Origin of the sequence: Paenibacillus sp. MCAF9 (assembly GCF_052114265.1) — a bacterium.
Lineage (GTDB): Bacteria > Bacillota > Bacilli > Paenibacillales > Paenibacillaceae > Pristimantibacillus.
The window spans coordinates 1-17922 of record NZ_JBFREL010000025.1 but is presented as its reverse complement, the minus strand read 5'-3'; the positions used below and the strand labels follow the sequence as shown (position 1 = coordinate 17922).

Annotated in this window: 16 protein-coding genes and 1 pseudogene; 8 read left to right on the top strand and 9 right to left on the bottom strand. The window is 43.8% G+C overall.

All coding sequences use genetic code 11. The features are described from left to right. Positions 1-9: 9 nt before the first annotated feature. From AB4Z45_RS25435 to AB4Z45_RS25420, 4 genes and pseudogenes are all read right to left on the bottom strand, one after another. Positions 10-1284, bottom strand: coding sequence for an ABC transporter substrate-binding protein (locus AB4Z45_RS25435; protein WP_441912386.1), 1275 nt, complete (start codon positions 1282-1284; stop codon positions 10-12). A gap of 129 nt (positions 1285-1413) precedes the next feature. Then, on the bottom strand, positions 1414-2640 hold the full coding sequence (locus AB4Z45_RS25430) for an ROK family protein (protein ID WP_441912385.1): 1227 nt from the start codon (positions 2638-2640) through the stop codon (positions 1414-1416). An 85-nt stretch (positions 2641-2725) separates the two neighbouring features. Further along, positions 2726-3619 (bottom strand): hypothetical protein, encoded by an 894-nt coding sequence (locus AB4Z45_RS25425; RefSeq protein WP_441912384.1) that lies wholly within the window; start codon positions 3617-3619, stop codon positions 2726-2728. Between the two features lie 42 nt (positions 3620-3661). After that, positions 3662-3840, bottom strand: a pseudogene (locus AB4Z45_RS25420) (family 4 glycosyl hydrolase); the annotation flags it as partial. Between the two features lie 364 nt (positions 3841-4204). Between AB4Z45_RS25420 and AB4Z45_RS25415 the strand changes: the two are divergent. The 3 genes from AB4Z45_RS25415 to AB4Z45_RS25405 all read left to right on the top strand — a co-directional run bounded on the left by AB4Z45_RS25415 (position 4205) and on the right by AB4Z45_RS25405 (position 7175). After that, on the top strand, positions 4205-5149 hold the full coding sequence (locus tag AB4Z45_RS25415; RefSeq protein WP_441912383.1) for an acetamidase/formamidase family protein: 945 nt from the start codon (positions 4205-4207) through the stop codon (positions 5147-5149). Between the two features lie 177 nt (positions 5150-5326). Continuing rightward, the gene (locus AB4Z45_RS25410; RefSeq protein ID WP_339206240.1) at positions 5327-5752 is read left to right on the top strand and encodes a MerR family transcriptional regulator; all 426 of its coding nucleotides are present in this window, start codon (positions 5327-5329) and stop codon (positions 5750-5752) included. A gap of 4 nt (positions 5753-5756) precedes the next feature. Then, positions 5757-7175: an MDR family MFS transporter gene (locus tag AB4Z45_RS25405; protein WP_441912382.1), complete on the top strand. Its 1419-nt coding sequence runs from the start codon at positions 5757-5759 to the stop codon at positions 7173-7175. A 42-nt stretch (positions 7176-7217) separates the two neighbouring features. Here AB4Z45_RS25405 and AB4Z45_RS25400 read toward each other — a convergent pair whose 3' ends face one another. The 3 genes from AB4Z45_RS25400 to pyk all read right to left on the bottom strand — a co-directional run bounded on the left by AB4Z45_RS25400 (position 7218) and on the right by pyk (position 9753). Beyond that, the gene (locus AB4Z45_RS25400; RefSeq protein ID WP_076268564.1) at positions 7218-7592 is read right to left on the bottom strand and encodes a hypothetical protein; all 375 of its coding nucleotides are present in this window, start codon (positions 7590-7592) and stop codon (positions 7218-7220) included. Positions 7593-7834: 242 nt separating this feature from the next. Next, complete coding sequence (locus AB4Z45_RS25395) at positions 7835-8131, bottom strand: hypothetical protein (protein ID WP_076268563.1); 297 nt, start codon at positions 8129-8131, stop codon at positions 7835-7837. Between the two features lie 206 nt (positions 8132-8337). Continuing rightward, positions 8338-9753, bottom strand: coding sequence for a pyruvate kinase (gene pyk / locus AB4Z45_RS25390; protein WP_076268562.1), 1416 nt, complete (start codon positions 9751-9753; stop codon positions 8338-8340). Positions 9754-9858: 105 nt separating this feature from the next. On the opposite strand from pyk, the gene AB4Z45_RS25385 reads away from it, so the two are divergent. Both AB4Z45_RS25385 and AB4Z45_RS25380 read left to right on the top strand, forming a co-directional pair. After that, positions 9859-10641 carry an AraC family transcriptional regulator gene (locus AB4Z45_RS25385; RefSeq protein ID WP_441912381.1) on the top strand — a complete coding sequence of 261 codons (783 nt, stop codon included), beginning with the start codon at positions 9859-9861 and terminating at the stop codon, positions 10639-10641. A 98-nt stretch (positions 10642-10739) separates the two neighbouring features. Further along, positions 10740-11369 (top strand): type 1 glutamine amidotransferase family protein, encoded by a 630-nt coding sequence (locus tag AB4Z45_RS25380; protein ID WP_441912380.1) that lies wholly within the window; start codon positions 10740-10742, stop codon positions 11367-11369. Here the strand turns inward: AB4Z45_RS25380 and AB4Z45_RS25375 are convergent. Continuing rightward, entirely contained in the window at positions 11349-12734 is a 1386-nt protein-coding gene (locus AB4Z45_RS25375; protein ID WP_441912379.1) for an MFS transporter, read from the bottom strand. The two genes, AB4Z45_RS25380 and AB4Z45_RS25375, sit on opposite strands and share 21 nt — an antisense overlap. 113 nt (positions 12735-12847) lie before the next feature. Here AB4Z45_RS25375 and AB4Z45_RS25370 point away from each other — a divergent pair, with 113 nt between their 5' ends. Then, positions 12848-13735, top strand: coding sequence for a LysR family transcriptional regulator (locus AB4Z45_RS25370; RefSeq protein WP_441912378.1), 888 nt, complete (start codon positions 12848-12850; stop codon positions 13733-13735). Between the two features lie 80 nt (positions 13736-13815). On the opposite strand, the gene AB4Z45_RS25365 is transcribed toward AB4Z45_RS25370, so the two are convergent. Further along, on the bottom strand, positions 13816-14220 hold the full coding sequence (locus AB4Z45_RS25365) for a CBS domain-containing protein (RefSeq protein ID WP_076268557.1): 405 nt from the start codon (positions 14218-14220) through the stop codon (positions 13816-13818). A gap of 506 nt (positions 14221-14726) precedes the next feature. Between AB4Z45_RS25365 and thrS the strand changes: the two genes are divergently transcribed. Further along, positions 14727-16640, top strand: coding sequence for a threonine--tRNA ligase (gene thrS / locus AB4Z45_RS25360; protein ID WP_441912433.1), 1914 nt, complete (start codon positions 14727-14729; stop codon positions 16638-16640). A 293-nt stretch (positions 16641-16933) separates the two neighbouring features. Next, positions 16934-17758, top strand: a complete 825-nt coding sequence (locus AB4Z45_RS25355; RefSeq protein WP_076268555.1) for a MetQ/NlpA family ABC transporter substrate-binding protein — start codon at positions 16934-16936, stop codon at positions 17756-17758. The last annotated feature ends 164 nt before the right edge of the window (positions 17759-17922 follow it).

The following is a 17922-nucleotide window of genomic DNA, read 5'->3' as shown; positions in this document are numbered from 1 at the left end:
TTGAAAAAACTACTTGTTTCTGTTGTTTAATTTTGTGGCTTCATCTAGAATTTCCTCGGCTGTTTTTCTTCCTGCTGACACATAAGCAATACCTTTTAAGAACTCGGTATACGATTCCCTAGAAACGTAAGAATCGATGGGCATAACGAAATCCTTTGCCTCACTCACCATCTTGTTGCCGTCAATCAGAAGCTGTGCGGTGCTGCTGGATTGTTGTGTATCGACTGCATAAGTTCCGCCTATTGCTGCAAATTTGCCAGCCGTTTCAGGAGATGTCATGAATTTCACAAAAGCTAGAGCTGCATCATATTTAGCTTGATCGGTATTTTTCTTCATATACCAACCAGAACCAAATCCAGATACAATCATATTCTCACCCTTACCACCCGGCACGAGTGGAAATGGTGTAATTTGAAAAGCAGGATTTGTACTCAGACCAGCAGCTGTCCATGAACCGTTGAACATCATTCCCGCTTTCCCGCCTGCAAATAAAGATTGCGCTTTTTCATCATCCAGCGTGAGTGCATCTTTAGGAAACGCTTTCTTATCATTCAACTCTTTGAAGATCGTAAGAGCTGGCGCCCATGATGGATCGTAAGCCTTTTGTTGTCCCTCTGGCCCAACCTGTGAAAGAACCAAAGCCTCTTGCAGATATGGAGTTGTGAGCGATGTAGCGAATGGTACAATATTATTAGCTGCAAACGTATCTATCGCTTTTATAAAAGCATCATAGGTTGTTGGAGCTTCGAGTTGATACTGGTCGAATAACTCTTTATTCCAGAACAAGCCTTCATAGAAGCCGATATAGGGGAGAGAATAGAGTTTGCCTTCATACTTGACCTTCTCGATGATTCCGCTATTGAATTGCTTCGCCCAATCTGGATCTTTAGCAAATTCATCTTCCCAGGAAACAATTTCTTTCGATTCGGTTAGAATAGCTGTCTCGCTGCCATTGAAATAAAACATCACATCGGCTAGATTGCCAGTTGCTGCATCCGCTTTCACTTTCGTACGCAATGCTTCTTGATTGACCGGCGTTGACTCATCCGTAATTTTGATGCCCTTGTTTTCCTCTTGGAACTGTTTAATAGCTTCCGTCCAAGCTGGAACCCATGGATCAGATCCAGCGAATGATGTCGCTACCCGAAGCGTTATCTCTTTTGTTTTACTCTCGGATGCTCCATTCTCTTCTTGTTTGGATCCCCCGCATGCTGCCATCAGTGCTGCAAATACTACGAAGATAAGTACTAGTGCTGTTGCCTTGCTTGCCGCCTTTTTCTTCATTACTCAACTCTCCTTTTAAAATGAATTCATATATTGAAACTTGAACGCGTTCATTTAAAACGTCCAAGGAACAATCTAATTTATCATTGATTAATAAACTTAATTAACTAATAGGAGAGATAGGAGGCTTTAAGCCTCCTGCTCCTCCAGCAGTTCACTGAACATAGTCTCCAATCCAATGGCAATCCCGCCAATCAAAACAGCTTTCGTCTTGAGCGCCGTATCCACGATAGCCGTATTTCCTAGCCCTAATCGCCTAACTTCATCCCGTATTGTATCGGTGTAAGCCGAACCGAGGGTGACGAACCCACCACCCAATATTACGGTATCCAAATCAAGTAAAAATAACATGTTTGCTATGAAGGCAGCCATAATCTTTGCACAGCGCTTCACATGCTTAACGCTTAGGGCATCTCCTTCTAATGTCGCCTTTATAATGTCATTAAAATCGACCTTAGCAATGTCGCCATTCACAGCTTTAAGCAGTCTGCTCTCGCCTCCAGACTCCAGCTCTGCTCTAACCGATCTGACCAAAGCTTCTATTGTAACCAAATCGCGCAACCGAGAGCTCTCAAATAAACCATCCTGTCGTTCCGTATTCTCTGCCTCTACGTTCACGATGTAATTTTCTATTTCACCTGCAAGATGAAATTTCCCCGGATACAACGATCCTCCAAGCACGATACCAAGACCCACACCCACGTCAACGCTTACAAACACAGCATTTGCGTGTCCCTGTGCAGCTCCAAATTTTATTTCGCCTAGAACAGCAGAATTGATATCCTTTTGTACCAGTACTCGAACACCGAATTTATTTAGAAGCGGTTCTCTGAAATTCACAGTGCCGAGTCGCTCCAGATACGATCCGCACTTTACGATACCTAAATCATTATCCACTTGACCTGGTATAGAGATAGATATAGCAAGCAATTGATTTACTAATACACTGCTCTTAACAAGAAGTTCATCAATCTTGCTTATGATTAGCTCCATTAACTGGTTGATGTCATATTGTTCAATATCGAATTTCACTTCTTGAATAATGATTGGATTTAGATTTGAAATGCCCACCGTAATACAAGGATTGCTTAGATCAACGGAGATGATATAGCCAAAGTTATCATTCAACCGCAAACGGCTTGCTTTTCTTCCCACACCTGTGAAGCCATCCTCTGTTTCCCTTAGAATGCCTAGCCTAACCAATTGATCTGCGTTCGTGCAAACGCTAGGTACACTTAGCTTCAGCAGCTTTGACAGCTCACTTCTTGTAGCGCTTTCATCTCTTCTAATCGCATCTATGATTAAATTTTGATTCATGATTCTTACATGTTTCTGCTTTGCTGATACTTTGGACAAACGACAACCTCTCTTCTAAAAATGATTAATAAATAAACTTAATTAAATAATAAGATTTGCCATTATGATTGTCAATAACTATTATTTACATATTCACAAACACGATGGCGAGCAAGCCAATGCCTATTCCGATGATGCCGCCACGAGACATTTTCTCTTTAAATAAAACAGCGGAGAGGATCGTTAGAAGCACAATCATACTTCCATTGACGAGCGGAAACAAATGAAGGCCTGACATTCGTCCTGACAAATATGTTATTATCGCATTTCCAGTACCGGTTGATCCTGCTATGGCTACAATGTACAGTGACAAAATACGAAGCTGTCGTACAGTAGGAATTGGCTTGCTTTGTCTTTGGAATCCCCCAGTGAAAAGAATACCGATAAGTGAAAATAAGAACGCGGATCCAAATCCTACACACATAAAGGGAATCAGCTCATGCCCATCAAGTAACGTCTGCTGCCATTTCATGATGATTGGCAAGGTACCATTTAAAATAAAGGCAAGAAGACAATAAACTAACCATTTCATTCCTGCTGCTTCTTGCCCTTTGCTTCCAAACACATTGATGAAATAGAAGGATAGGATAAAAAGAGCAATACCCATAAATTTCATGCCGGTCATCGGCTCATTCCAAAGTATAACACTTGCAACAACAGGCAGAAGCAGGCTTGCTGAGAAATAAAAAGCAGAGTAAGATAACGGTCCCGTATTCATAGCGCAGGAATAGAACAAAACAGTAAGTACAAAAACAAGCCCATAAAACACTCCAAGCACAAGCGTAGCGGTATGGATGCCATTCAAATCTGATATGAGCCATGATACAAAAAAGCCAATAGCAATTATCGCCGTATAAGCCGAACTCCGTTTGAAAAAGGAGGATAATCCATCATTGTTATTCGTGCTTCTCATTTGTTTCAAAGATAACGTCTGAATAATGAACATTAGAACAGCGCAAAAGGCCAACAATATATTCAATAGATTCCATCCTTTTTATTCATCTACCATGCAGCGGTAACCTAAACCTGATTTTTTGACCATTCTTTTGGATAGTTTACCAATAATCTCCAGCTTATGGCTGCCTTCTTCACTATCAAACAGTCACAGCCCACGTATGGGCATTTCATCATATTTATTAATAAAACGTCAATAATCTCAGGAATGTATGAGGAACCGCCTCCAATAACCGCTATTTTCAACCCTTTTTTTCTGCTCCGTCATGATTTGGATTTCCTAAATGGTTGTAACACTAAAACATACACATCACTAATCTATATCTGTTTTTTGGTTCACACTCCTATTCAAATCAAAAAGATATTGGCAAGCGCATGATCTACATCCCGCTTAGCCTTACTTCTATTGTAAAATAAAAAAAATCGTTCTTCTTATGATAAAGAACGATTTTATAATACTATCTTACTGTAAGTAGTCCATGGGGGAGGTTCCAACCGTATGGACAAACAATGAACTAAATTGAGATGGACTCTCTTCATATAACTATTAATTTCCAATTATGGTAATATAAATTTGAAAGGCAATTTAGCTTTTTTGGAGGGATCATTCATGACCGTTCACAAAATCGAATTGGCGCAAGGCTCCCTAATTGGCTCGTTTACAACAGAAGTGACTCCGCTGCTTACGATCGAATCAGGTGATTCCATTCGTTTTCAAACGCTGGATGCAGGCTGGGGTACAGGTACAAGCAATCAAGATAGATATAAACCTTTTTCAAGAAGACAGGATATCGATAGTGGTCATGCTTTAATTGGCCCCTTATTTATCAAAGAAGCAAAAAAAGGAATGACTCTTGAGATTAGATTTAATGATATCATTCCAGGATCATATGGCTTTACAGCAGCAGGCCAATATCCAAATTGGCAAAATCAAAAGCTAAAGCTAACCGAATATAAAGAGATTTCCCTCGATTGGAAATTAGACAAGGAATGGATGAGAGGAACCTGTCTCATTAATGACAAATCGTTTACGGTAGAGCTACAACCCTTTTTGGGCGTGATTGGGATGCCTCCGGATAGTCCAGGTATTCATTCCACTTTTCCTCCTCGCGCCTGCGGCGGCAATATCGATTGCAAGGAGCTTGTCAAAGGAAGCACATTATATTTGCCGATCTCTGTGGACGGAGGCTATTTATCCATAGGAGATGGCCACGCTCGTCAAGGCGATGGGGAGATTAGCTGTCAGGCGATTGAGTCTCCTATGGATTTGGTTGACGTAACGGTAACGGTGAAGGAAGACATCGTTTTGACGAATCCTAGAGCGAATACGCCTTCAGGCTGGATTACGTTTGGCTTTCATGAAGACTTAAATGAAGCCACCGTAGAGGCGCTGGATGGTATGCTTGATCTTATGGGTGAAATATATGGTTTAAACCGAGTAGAAGCGATCGCACTAGGAAGCTCGGTTGTTGATTTAAGAATTACTCAAATTGTGAATGGAATAAAAGGCGTGCACGCTTGCTTGCCGCATGGCGTTTTCAAGTCATCGATATAACTGAGATCAAAAAACAGTCTGGAACATGTTGCTATGTTTCAGATTGTTTTTTTTGCATATGAACGGCAAGTTATTTGCACAGCTGCTGCTCCATCACTATTGCACTCCAAAAGTTAACGTTGACGTTAACTGTCACTAGGAGTATGCTTATTGTAGAAAATTCGGAGGTGCTCGACATTGGATTTGCTAAAAATTGAAGAAGTAGCCAAACGTACTGGATTAACGAAACGCGCCATTCGCTATTATGAGGATTTTGGCTTGATCTCTGCACCGGAGCGAACGCAAGGAGGTATTCGGTTATATTCGGAGGAAAATATAGAGAAAATCAATAAGATTTTGCTCGTAAAAGAGGTGCTCGGCTTCTCGCTTGCAGAGCTTCAGCAGTACATGGAGTTTCAATCGCTCATCGAGCAGCAGAAAAGTGAATATCGTACGAGTGAGGATCGCGAAGCGCGGAAATTGAAGCTTTTCGAAATATCACAGGTGCTCCATAAGGAAAAAACGATGATCGACATGAAAATTAAACGTATGGAGCAGTTTAAAGAAGAACTTACCGAAACAGAGAAGCGTGTACAGAAAGCTTTGGATCAATTACAGGAATAGGAGCATGAATGTGGAAACCTCGCAAAAAGCAGCTTCGTCATTTTGGACCATTATGATTGCCGTTTTTTTCGGTAACTTCATGGCCTCTTTAAGTACAACTACGATAAATGTAGCGTTGCCGATCTTTATGGATGATTTTCATGCCAGTTTAAACACGGTGCAATGGATGTTATCCGGTTTTATGATGGCAACAGGTATTATTGCTCCGATTATCGGTTTTATGGGCGATAAATGGAGCTACAAAAAATTATATGTGATTGCACTAGCCGGTTTTACTATAACGTCTGCGCTTTGTACCTTCGCATGGAGCATTGAATCTCTCATCGCGTTTCGGATTTTGCAAGGATTCTTCAGCGGAATTATTATGCCCACTACGATGACAATCATTTACCAGACCATCGAGAAATCAAAACAGGCTGTGGCCGTCAGTTTCTGGAGCGTATCAGCGATGCTTGCTCCTGCGCTTGGGCCGACGATAGGCGGATGGCTTGCTGAAATTTACGGCTGGAAATCATTATTTCTAATGAACATTCCGATTGGCATTATTGCTGTGCTTATTGCCGCCAAGTACATTCCTAATTATCGATTAAGCACCGGGATTAAGCTGGATTGGATCGGGTTTGGCGCGGTTCTCATCGGAACAAGCGCGTTGCTGGTCGCATTTAGCGAGGCGCATAATTGGGGCTGGGCAGGCTGGCAAACACTCGGAATGATCGCGGCTGGTATAGTCGTGCTTGCTTATTTTGTGGTGCGGACACTGCGAGTCAGCAATCCTTTATTGAATTTGCGAGTACTGAAGATTCCGAGATTTACGTACGGTGTCATACTAAACTGCTGTATAACGATTTCCTTATATGCAGGCACGTTGCTCGTTCCGATCTTCATGCAAAATATTAAAGGGGAGTCGAGCTTTACTACAGGCATGGTCATGCTTCCAGGTACGCTTGCGATGGTATTAATCTCGCTTGCAGCAGGCAGGCTTTATGGCAAAATAGGACCATCGAAGCTGATCTTCATCGGTCTCCTGCTAATGGGATTAGCTACTTGGGAGCTTAGCCATGCGAATGTGGCGACAAGCGCGGCATTTATTACGGTATGGGTGGCTATTCGTTATATGGGGATTGGCTTCAGCAATATGCCCGTGACGAACGCTGCGATGTCTGCTGTACCAAGCGTGAATTCAGGTCATGCCTCTGCGGTGATGAATTGGATCAGGCAGGGGACATCCGCGCTATCGATTAGTTTGTTCAGCACGATCCTCTCAGCGCAGACGATTGCTCACTTGGAGGACGGTGCATCGTCCAAAACCATTGCGCTGTCGCTTAGCGTTCAGGATGTTTTCCATCTGGGGACGATTATTATTATCTGTTCTATCCCGCTAACACTATTGCTGCGGAAACGAAAGGCAGCTGCAGTACAATAAGAAAGAGCGCCGATTGCGGCGCTCTTTCTTATTTCATGTAAGTTAAAATACATGTGCGCCTTCCAAGGCGACTTTAATTTTGCCGTTAGTCTCCAGCACCTTCACCTTTACTTTGCGGCCAGGCTGATACTGAGGAATATTAACCATATAAATGGCGGTTTTAATGATGGCGCGATAGGGATCTGCATGCTCTCTTGGAATCGTTAATCCGATAAAAACCTCAGGATGACCGTTAATCTCCGTATTGGTTTTTTGTATGGAGCTCACAGTCGCGTCAAAGGATTCGCCATGTTTCAAAATAAATTTAGTCTCCCGAGTATCCTTAAACGATTGCCGAATGACGATGAAGGCAAGCAGGAAAAGCGGCACGGAAATGAGGGTAATGACAACTAAGGTGATACTTTCATTTGTACTCACGAATCACCAACTTTCATGGATCATGAACGGTATAGCTTCATGCTGACTCTAAGCTTATATAATCCTAGAAGAAGCATAACACAACCAATTCAACATGAAAATATTTCCAAAGCCTTATTAAGGAATAGGTACTTTAGCAGCTGTCAAAGTCGTAAACAGTTTATTTTGTACGATAAAAAAAGGCTGTTTCATGAGGTCATTTGACCCGAAACAGCCTTTCTGCTCCTATTCTAGTAATATTTCTATAGGAATGGCGTCTTTTTTACAAAGCTTTGTGCGAGATGGTCAGCATGTAGATCTTTGTCGTTTTTCTTATAGTTTTCAAGAACGTCGATCAAATAATCGTCTGCTGGGTTGTTGGAGCGGAAAATAAACTGCTCTTCATTCTCGATATGTACATCATGTCCGCATTGTTTCAGGACTTCTTGATAATCTTGAACAGTTGGTTTTGTGTTTTCCTCTAGGTACATGAGTCCGGTTAGCGTCTTGGTTGCCGAGCCATGCATAATTTTGAAATGAACGGTATGTTCTTTTTTCATACCCATTCCCTCCTAAGTGTAGAAACGATGTGTTGTTATTATTATAATATGCTCCAAAAGGCATAGGAAAGCATGTCATTTGTGAAAGCTTCATGAAAGTATCATTATGTTGAGTCGTTCGGGCTGCATTTATATGAGTAAAAAGCTGCATCGTCCTCGGACGGCGCAGCTTTTTGATATCATGCCATTTTTGGCGAAATACTTACTTATACTTGTGCTACTTTGATAAGATTGGTTGCCCCGGCTTGGCCGATTGGCACGCCAGCGGAAAGCACGATAATATCGCCTGTATCAATAAGTCCAGTCAGCTTGGCATTGCGGATAGCAGACTCGAACATTTCGTCTGTTGTTGTTACTGCATCGCCTTTAACCGGAATAACGCCGGAGAGCAAGCAAATTTTTGGAAGCACATGATCATGCTGCGTAATTGCGATAATTGGTGACATCGGACGGTACTTGGATACCATGCGAGCTGTAAAGCCGCTTTCCGTTGAAGTAAGGATTGCTTTGGCGCTCAGCTCAAGCGAGGAGCTAACGACACCTTGGCTAATTACCTCCGTAATGTTCGTGCTTTGCTGCGATCTCTTTTTATCGAATTGCTCTTTATAATCGATCATGGATTCGGCTTTTCTAGCGATGGAAGCCATTGTCCGTACGGATGGGATAGGGTATTTTCCAGCAGCTGTCTCGCCGGATAGCATCACGACGTCAGCGCCTTGAATAACCGCATTGGCTACGTCGCTTACTTCAGCCCGAGTTGGACGCGGGTTAACCTGCATCGATTCGAGCATATGTGTAGCAACGATAACCGGCTTGCCTACAAGATTGCATTTGTTGATCATCTCACGCTGCATCATCGGCACGTCTTCGATCGGTACCTCAACGCCTAGATCACCACGCGCAACCATAATGCCATCGGATGCTTCGATAATTGCATCAAGGTTTTGCATGCCCTCAGCGTTTTCGATTTTGGAAATGATTTGTACATGGCTTGCATTTGCTTCTTCAAGAATGTTGCGGATTTCCAAGATGTCCTCTGCTTTTCTTACGAAGGAAGCAGCAATGATCTCAACATTATGTTTGATGCCAAAATGAATGTGCACGACATCGCGCTCCGTTACGCCTGGCAGCGTCGTTTTGATGCCTGGCAGGTTAACGCCTTTGCGGGGTTTCAATATGCCGCCGCTCACGATTTTGCAACGAATATCGTTACCTTCAACCGACATTACCGTCAGATCAACAAGTCCATCATCAATGAGAATCCGGTCACCTGTTTTTACGACAAGCGGAAGCTCGGAATAGTTTACAGGAAGTCGAGTTGCATCGCCGAGTACATCCTCTGTCGTGAGAATCAATTCTTCACCGATAACCAGCTCGCAAGACGCTTCCTTCAGCTTGCCGATCCGCACCTCAGGACCTTTAATATCCATCATAATGGGAACAAAAGTGTTCAGCTCGCGTGCAGCCTGCCGTATATTGTTCATTCGCATAACGTGATCTTCTAATTCGCCGTGAGCCATATTCAGTCTACCAACGGTCATCCCTGCTTGGATCATTTCTTTAATCGTCGAAACGGAGTCGCAAGCGGGCCCCATTGTACAAATAATTTTTGTTTTTAGCATGTTGTAGGCCTCCTTATTTTTTTCATTGTAACGTGAAAAGTCGAAAGGAGATAAGAACTATAGTACAATGAATGTACAATAGTACGGTTCTAAGGAGCGTTCATTATGCTGGCAATTATGGATGTGCATCAGGACAACGGAGCGGATTGGTACGAGGAAGGTGAGGGGCGCATGTTATCCTTTCATCTCTCGTTAGTGACATATGGGAAATGTGTATATTGGGTGAACGAGGAGAAGGTGATTTTGGAAAAAGGAGATTTGCTCCTTATACCGGGACATATTCCATACTATGGGAAAAGCATTCCAACGGTCGTCCACACGAAGTATGTGGTCAATTTTTGCAAAATCGCTACCGAGTGCAGCCTTCCTCTGCTTCAGCTGGAAGAGCCGTTAAAGCAACGGCTCGGGCGCTTTGAAGTTATACAGGAGAGGCTGCGGGGAGTTTGGACACAATACAAGGAGAAACCGCCTTACTATGAACTTATGGCAGAGGCGCTGCTTACGGAAGCGCTGGTCTATCTCAATCAAGAGAAGGATCGCGGAATGATTTCCTCGGACAAGCATCGGCGTGTGGACAGCATGAAGCAATATATTTCGACGCATTATCGCGAGAGGGTGACGAAGGAGGAGCTGGGGGATGTCATTAATACGACACCGAATTATGCGGCTACTTTGTTTAAGGCGGTTACGAACCAGACAATCAGCGAATATGTACACAATCAGCGAATGAAGACGGCGATCTACATGCTGACCGAATCGCAGCTGATGATTAGTGAAATCGCCGACTATTTAGGTTATAACGATGTTTCGTATTTTTACCGCATATTCAAGCGCATTGTTGGCAGCTCGCCATCTGATTTCCTGCATGAGCGCTCTTCAACCGTTTAATTGATTTTTATCAAATTTAAAAAACTTCACTGACGGAGAATGTCAGTGAAGTTTTTTTATAATAGGGGTATTCAGACATTACAGAAGGAGTGTTTATTATGCAGACAAAAAAAGTATATCTATATGTTTTTGATACGATGGCGGACTGGGAAGTAGGTTATTTAACTGCTGAGCTTAACTCGGGGAGGTATTTTAAAAAAGAGGCAGCACCTTTAGAAGTTATTACAGTCGGCGTGGATAAAAATCCTGCTACTACAATGGGCGGATTGAAAATATTGCCTGCTATTTCTGTTGAAGAGTGTAGTTTGGAAAGTACGGATGTACTCGTTCTTCCAGGCGGAGATACTTGGATGGAACCCATTCACGAGCCTATATTGAAAAAAGCTTCAAAAGCATTACAAGAAGGAGCAGTAGTTGCAGCGATTTGTGGCGCTACAATGGGACTTGCAAAGATGGGAGCGCTCGACTCAAGAAGACATACAAGCAACGATCTTGAATATTTGAAAATGATTTGTCCTAATTATACGGGAGAAAAATATTATGAAACGGAGCCTGCAGTAACAGATGGAAACTTAGTTACTGCATCTGGTATAGCCCCGCTGGAGTTTACAATGCATGTACTGCAGCTGTTGGATGTTTTTGCGCCAAATACATTACAGGCTTGGTTCAAGCTTTATCAGACTCATGAATCAAAATATTTCTTCGAATTAATGGATTCCGTATCGTAATGAATTCCGGCGCCGCCGGTTCAGAAATACCAAAGACAACGCAATGACCGTGAGGATAATTCCAAGCACGTGAAATCCCTCGAAGCTGAACGTATCGCCCATAACGATACCTATCAACAATGAGGAGAGGATGGTTCCAAAGTATCTGGATGTATTAAATAATCCGGATGCTACACCGATTATTTCTTTTGGAGAGCTTTGGAACAAGGATGCTTGCATCCCTACATTGTTCAGCCCGTTGCTAATGCCGAATGCTGCCAAAGCTAGACATACGCTAATAACCGGTGAATTTTGATTCAATGTGACGAGCCACACTGACCCAAGTGTCATGAGAATGGCAGAGACCAGCAATGCTGGTCTTGGTCCTGATTTATCGATCCATCGTCCTGCGATTGGAGAAGTGACTAGCGAGCATAAGCCTAAGCTTAGCATGAGAATTCCGGTTTGGAACTCACTGACATGGCGTACCATTTGCAAGTAGGATGGTAGCCCAAAAAAGAGCGAGTAATATAGTATGTTAACGAGCATGAATTCTACATTAACCCAAGTCATCGCAGGATATTTGGCGAATGTGCGTAGTGGGATAAAAGGTGACGCCGTTTTTAACTCATGTCGTACGAATGCCCCCAGCGCAGCAAGGCCGATCAGCAAGAAAACACCATTTCCGAATGAGAGATGTCCAGATGATTTGGCTGAGAGCAATGAAGCGAGCAGGGCAACCAGACCTACTGTAAAGAGCAGGATTCCTGACGCATCTATCAAATCAAACCACATACGAAAAGACATGTCCTTTGCAGCGCGCATTTGCGGTTCATCCATAGGAATAGTTCTCCATGCTAATAGAAAGCTAGCTATCGCAAATGGAATATTGACGAAAAAGATAGCCGTCCAATCCCATGAATGAATCAAGACCCCGCCAATAAAAGGGCCAATGGCTGCCGCTCCCGATAAAAAGATGGACAAAACAGACAGCGCAGTCGCTTGTTTCTCCGTAATATGAATGCGTACAATAGCCATTCCAACGGCAACCATCATGCTTGTTCCAATGGCTTGCACAATGCGGAACACTATGAGCCATCCGAAGTTTGGTGACAACGGAGCTAGTAATGACGCAACGAAGGCTACAATAAGGCCGGCAAGAAAGATCTTCCTGCGCCCGAATAAATCGCTGGCCTTTCCCATAATAGGCTGAGCGATACTGCTTGCAATGTAGAAAGAAAAAATAATCCAAGAAACACTTGTAAAATCAAGTTGGAATACATGCTGCAGACGTGGAATAGCAACTGAAACCATCGAAGAATTTAATGGGTTCAATAGTATTCCTAGTCCAACGGAGATCATTAACCACCTGCTGCGAACACTCATTTTTGAATCGCCCCCAAAACGTATTAAGGTCATCGTACTTGAAATCATTTATTCATTCCAACGCATTTGATGCTATAATCTCATTGACTTGAGGGAATGAATGGGGGCGCGAAATGGAACTTCTTCAACTGCAATATTTTCTCACGGTAGCTCGTTTGGAGCATATGACCGAAGCTGCACGCAATCTGCACGTTACTCAGTCTTCACTAAGCAAGACGATTGGGCGCTTGGAGGAGGATTTAGGGGTCCCCTTATTCGATCGAATAGGGAGAAATTTGCGATTGAATGAGTATGGCAGCCTATTCCTTCGCCGTGCAGAAAGGGCATTGTTTGAATTGGAGCAGGGGAAGCAGGAGCTTAGCGATTTATCCAGCCCGGAACATAGCACGCTCAAATTAGCGGTGACCACTGCAAGCAAATTGCCCAATATCCTTCGTGAGTTTCGGAAAAAACGTCCTGATATTCAATTTCATGTGCAAATGCTCGCCACACAGGAAATGGTTACGCTTCTGGATAGAGGAGAAGTGGATTTTTGCTTGTCCTCACCTCCTATAGAAAGGGATGAGATCGAATGTCAAATCGTGTTTATCGACCCGATCCTTGTAGCTGTTCCAAAGGGGCATCGGCTGGCAGATCGAAGCAGCGTAACTTTGGCAGAGCTAAGGGATGAATGGTTTGTTGGAGTGAAAAGAGGCTACGGTACGCGCGATTTAGTTGACTCTTTATGCGAATCAATTGGATTTGTACCAAAATATGTGTATGAGGGGGATGAACCTGCAAGGCTTAGCATGCTTGTGGAGGCCGAAATAGGTATAGCCTTCATACCCAGCACGGCAAGGAATTCGCGGGAACAAATCCATTATCTCCAAATAGAGAATCACGAATTAGTACGGGAGATAGCACTATTATGGCATAGAAATCGGTATATTTCGCGAGCTGCTCTGGAATTTCGTGAGGTCGTTGCAGCGTATTTTGAAGCGTTATCCAAACAAAGCATTTAAGCATGCTTCACCACTAATTCATCATAAAAGGCTGCCGGCGACGGCAGCCTTCTTGAAATGCATGATCTGGCTTTTCCAAGCTAATCAGAAATATTTCGGGTATAGTATTCGATGATATCTTTGCGGCGAATAATACCAAGAAAGACGCGATCGGTGTCTACGACGGGAACGAAGTTCTGATCGGCCGCCAGCGCCAGCATATCGTCCAAATCGGCGTTGATCGCGACACATTCGACTTTCATCCGTTTTTTAATGGAGACGACAGGAATTTCGTGCATCGTATCAAAGGTGAGACCGGGTGTGGCTTTCAACTTCCATAATAAATCCCCTTCGGAAAGTGTTCCGAAATATAAGCCATTGTCGTCCAAGATCGGAATGGCGGTATAGTGGCTAGCCTCTAATTTATCTATGGCTTCTTTCATATTAGAGGATGTCATGAGGTAAGAGACCTCGTTTTTTGGAAATAGAAACGATTTGATGTCCATTGAATCACGCTCCTTTGGTATATTAAAGCATATTTTGTCCGATGGTGCATGTGGAAGTGACTGGGCACGTCTAAAATAATCGAATAAAAATGCTAAAAATGATGCTTATTTCCATGAATACTTGGCTGCAGTTGACTTATTGGAATATTCGAATTACAATTTAGCCATAAATAGGCTTTGACCAAAGACATGATTACCTTATACGAGCTGTCCAGAGAGAGAGGCTAAGGCTGAGAGCTTCTCCAGCAACCGAATGTGTAATTACCCCTTTGCAGCCGTGTTATTGAACCCGCTGTTTGCATAAAGCGATTGTAAATAACACCGATTCATCCTCGTTACCGGGTGCTCAATAAGGATCTTGCTGTATGCAACTTTAAGTCTGGCGATAGCCAGTCATATAAAGCAGCAGATCGAATGAGGGTGGAACCACGAGCTGAACGCACTCGTCCCTTGGTGGGAGAGATGTGTTTTTTTGCGTTCAACTACATTCGATCGGAGGCTGCATGATGAGTATTGCAATTACATTACCGGATGGAACAGTTAAGGAGTATCCGCAGGGGACAACCGCCGCGCAATTGGCGGAATCAATCAGTACTGGCCTTGGCAAAAATGCAGTCGCGGGAAAAGTCGATGGCAGGCTTGTCGATCTGAACGAGCCCATTCAAGCAAGCAGCAGCGTTGAAATTATAACGCTTGATGGCGCTGATGGTTTAGCGATATACCGTCATAGTACAGCGCATGTTATGGCACAAGCCATAAAGCGTATCTATGGGGAAAAGGCCGTGAAGCTCGGAATTGGTCCTGTTATTGAGGATGGCTTCTATTACGACATTGATATCGAGAAGCCGTTATCTACAGATGATCTTGCTGCCATTGAAGCAGAGATGAGCAAGGTTATTCAAGAAAACCTGCCGATTACGCGTCGTGAAGTGAGTCGCGAGGAAGCGACAGCTTTATTCGCACAGGAGGAAGAGCCGCTCAAGCTGGAGTTAATTCGTGATTTGCCGGACGATTCCATTATTTCACTCTATGAGCAAGGCGAGTTTGTTGACCTTTGCCGCGGTCCTCATTTACCTTCCACAGGACGCATCAAGGCGTTCAAGCTGCTGAATGTAGCAGGCGCTTACTGGCGTGGCAATTCGGACAACAAAATGCTGCAGCGGATATATGGCACGTCCTTCCCGAAAAAAGCGCAGCTTGATGAGCATTTGCACCTGCTGGAGGAAGCGAAGAAGCGTGATCACCGCAAGCTTGGCAAGGAATTGGAGCTGTTCATGTTCTCAGAAGAGGCGCCGGGCATGCCGTTCTACCTGCCAAACGGCATGACGATTCGTACGGAGCTGGAGAGCCTGATTCGCGAGAAGCAGCGGCAGCGGGATTATGAGGAAGTACGCACGCCATTTATGATGAACCAGCGGATGTGGGAGCAATCGGGTCACTGGGATCATTATAAGGACAATATGTATTTTACAAATGTGGATGACACGGCTTATGCGCTAAAACCGATGAACTGCCCGGGGCATATGCTGATTTTCAAAAACAGTCTGCATTCGTACAGAGAGCTTCCGATTCGGATGTCGGAATTTGGCCAGGTTCATCGCCATGAGTACTCGGGGGCTCTGAACGGCATGATGCGGGTGCGTACGTTTTGCCAGGATGATGCTCATATATTCGTGCGGCCTGATCAGATTGAAGCAGAGATCAGCCATGCAATCGCATTGATCGACCATATCTACGGCGTATTCGGTTTTGATTTCAAAATTGAGCTGTCGACTAGACCTGAGGATTCAATGGGCTCCGAGGAGCTATGGGATCAAGCGGAGCAATCGCTGCGCAGCGTACTGGACAGCCGCAATATTCAATATCGCGTAAATGAGGGCGACGGTGCATTTTATGGGCCGAAAATCGACTTTCATATCCTCGATGCATTGAAGCGGAGCTGGCAATGCGGCACGATTCAGCTTGATTTCCAAATGCCTGAAAAATTTGATTTGTCCTATATTGGCGAAGACAACCAGAAGCATCGCCCTGTCGTTATTCATCGTGCGGTATATGGATCGATTGATCGTTTTATCGGTATATTGACAGAGCATTATTCAGGAGCATTCCCATTATGGCTCGCACCTGTTCAGGTTAAGCTGCTGCCTGTCTCGGAGAAATATATCGATTATGCCTTGCAAGTGAAGGAAGCACTCGCTGAAGCGGGCATTCGCACTAAAGTGAATACAAGGAATGAGAAGCTGGGGTATAAAATTCGCGAGGCTGGCCTTGAAAAGGTGCCTTACACATTGGTACTCGGTGAGAGTGAGAAAAACGCGGGCAGCGTTGCCATCAGGAAAAGAGGCGAAGGTGATCTCGGATCACTAGCGATTGCTGAGGTTGTACAGCGGATTAAGGATGAAGTATTAGCTAAATCGTAATAAGGTTAGCGCGGTTGCAGCGGGGTGCAATAACGGAGCGGCTGACGTTCCACGTTGGAATTGGTCATCCATGGAAGAGCTAGCGCTTGAATGACAAATAAAATCGTTGACAGAAGCAATAAATATAATCTATAGTAAGCTCATCGGAATTATAAGAAATTGAGCTGATTAGACGACTAAAAGCTCTTATTTCACGGAACGGCGCAAGCAGCCGGCATCGTGGAATAAGAGCTTTTCTGTTTTTCTAGACATGTAATCAGCTTGGAAAACAAATAGGAAGCAGGGGAGAACATATGAAACAAAAGCTCGTATTGATTATGCTGACACTGGTATTAACCGCTGTGCTTGCTGCGTGCGGCAACAAATCAGAATTGAGTGGTGCAGAGGGAGAAGGAGAGAAAGCAAAGCTTAAGGTAGGCATTTCGGCAGGCGTTGAGGAAGAGATTTGGAAACAGGTGCAGGAAGTTGCGGCTAAGGATAACCTCGATATTGAGCTTGTTGTATTCAATGACTATGTACAGCCGAATAAAGTGCTGGCGGAAGGCGAGCTTGATGCGAATGCATTCCAGCATGAGCCGTATCTCGATCAATTCAAGAAGGATAACAACCTTGATTTGGTGAAGATCGCGAACACGCTTAATTTTCCAATCGGCTTCTACTCCAAAAAAATCAAAGATGTTTCTGAAATAAAGGAAGGCGATGTTATCGGCCTGCCTAATGATCCGACGAATGGCGCACGCGCGTTGATTCTATTTGAAAACGCTGGACTGATCAAGTTAAAAGAAGGCGTTGGCATTAAAGCGACTGTTCGCGACATCGCAGAAAACAAGCTCAAATTGAAATTTGAGGAGCTGGATGCAGCATTCATTCCGAAAGCGCTTGGCGATCTGACGGCGGCAGTAATCAACACCAACTATGCGGTAGAAGCGGGTTTTGTGCCAACGAAGGATGCCATTTTTATTGAGCCAAAGGATTCTCCTTGGGTAAATATTATTGCAGTAAGAACCGAGGACAAGGATAAGCCGGTATTCCAAAGATTGATTAAGGCTTATCATTCCGACCAAGTCAAGAAATTCGTAGAAGAAAAATACGGCACGTACATTGTCGCATCTTGGTAACTCGAAAATAGACCTTGAGGGTGTCCCAAAAGCCATAGGCTTTAGAGGCACCCTCTTCAAAGTTTTGAAATCTGTAAAAAACAAAGAAACCAACCTTTGGTAAAATGGAGGTACCACCCAACCATCTTCGAAAGGAAGGTTTCTATGTACATTCAATATACCAT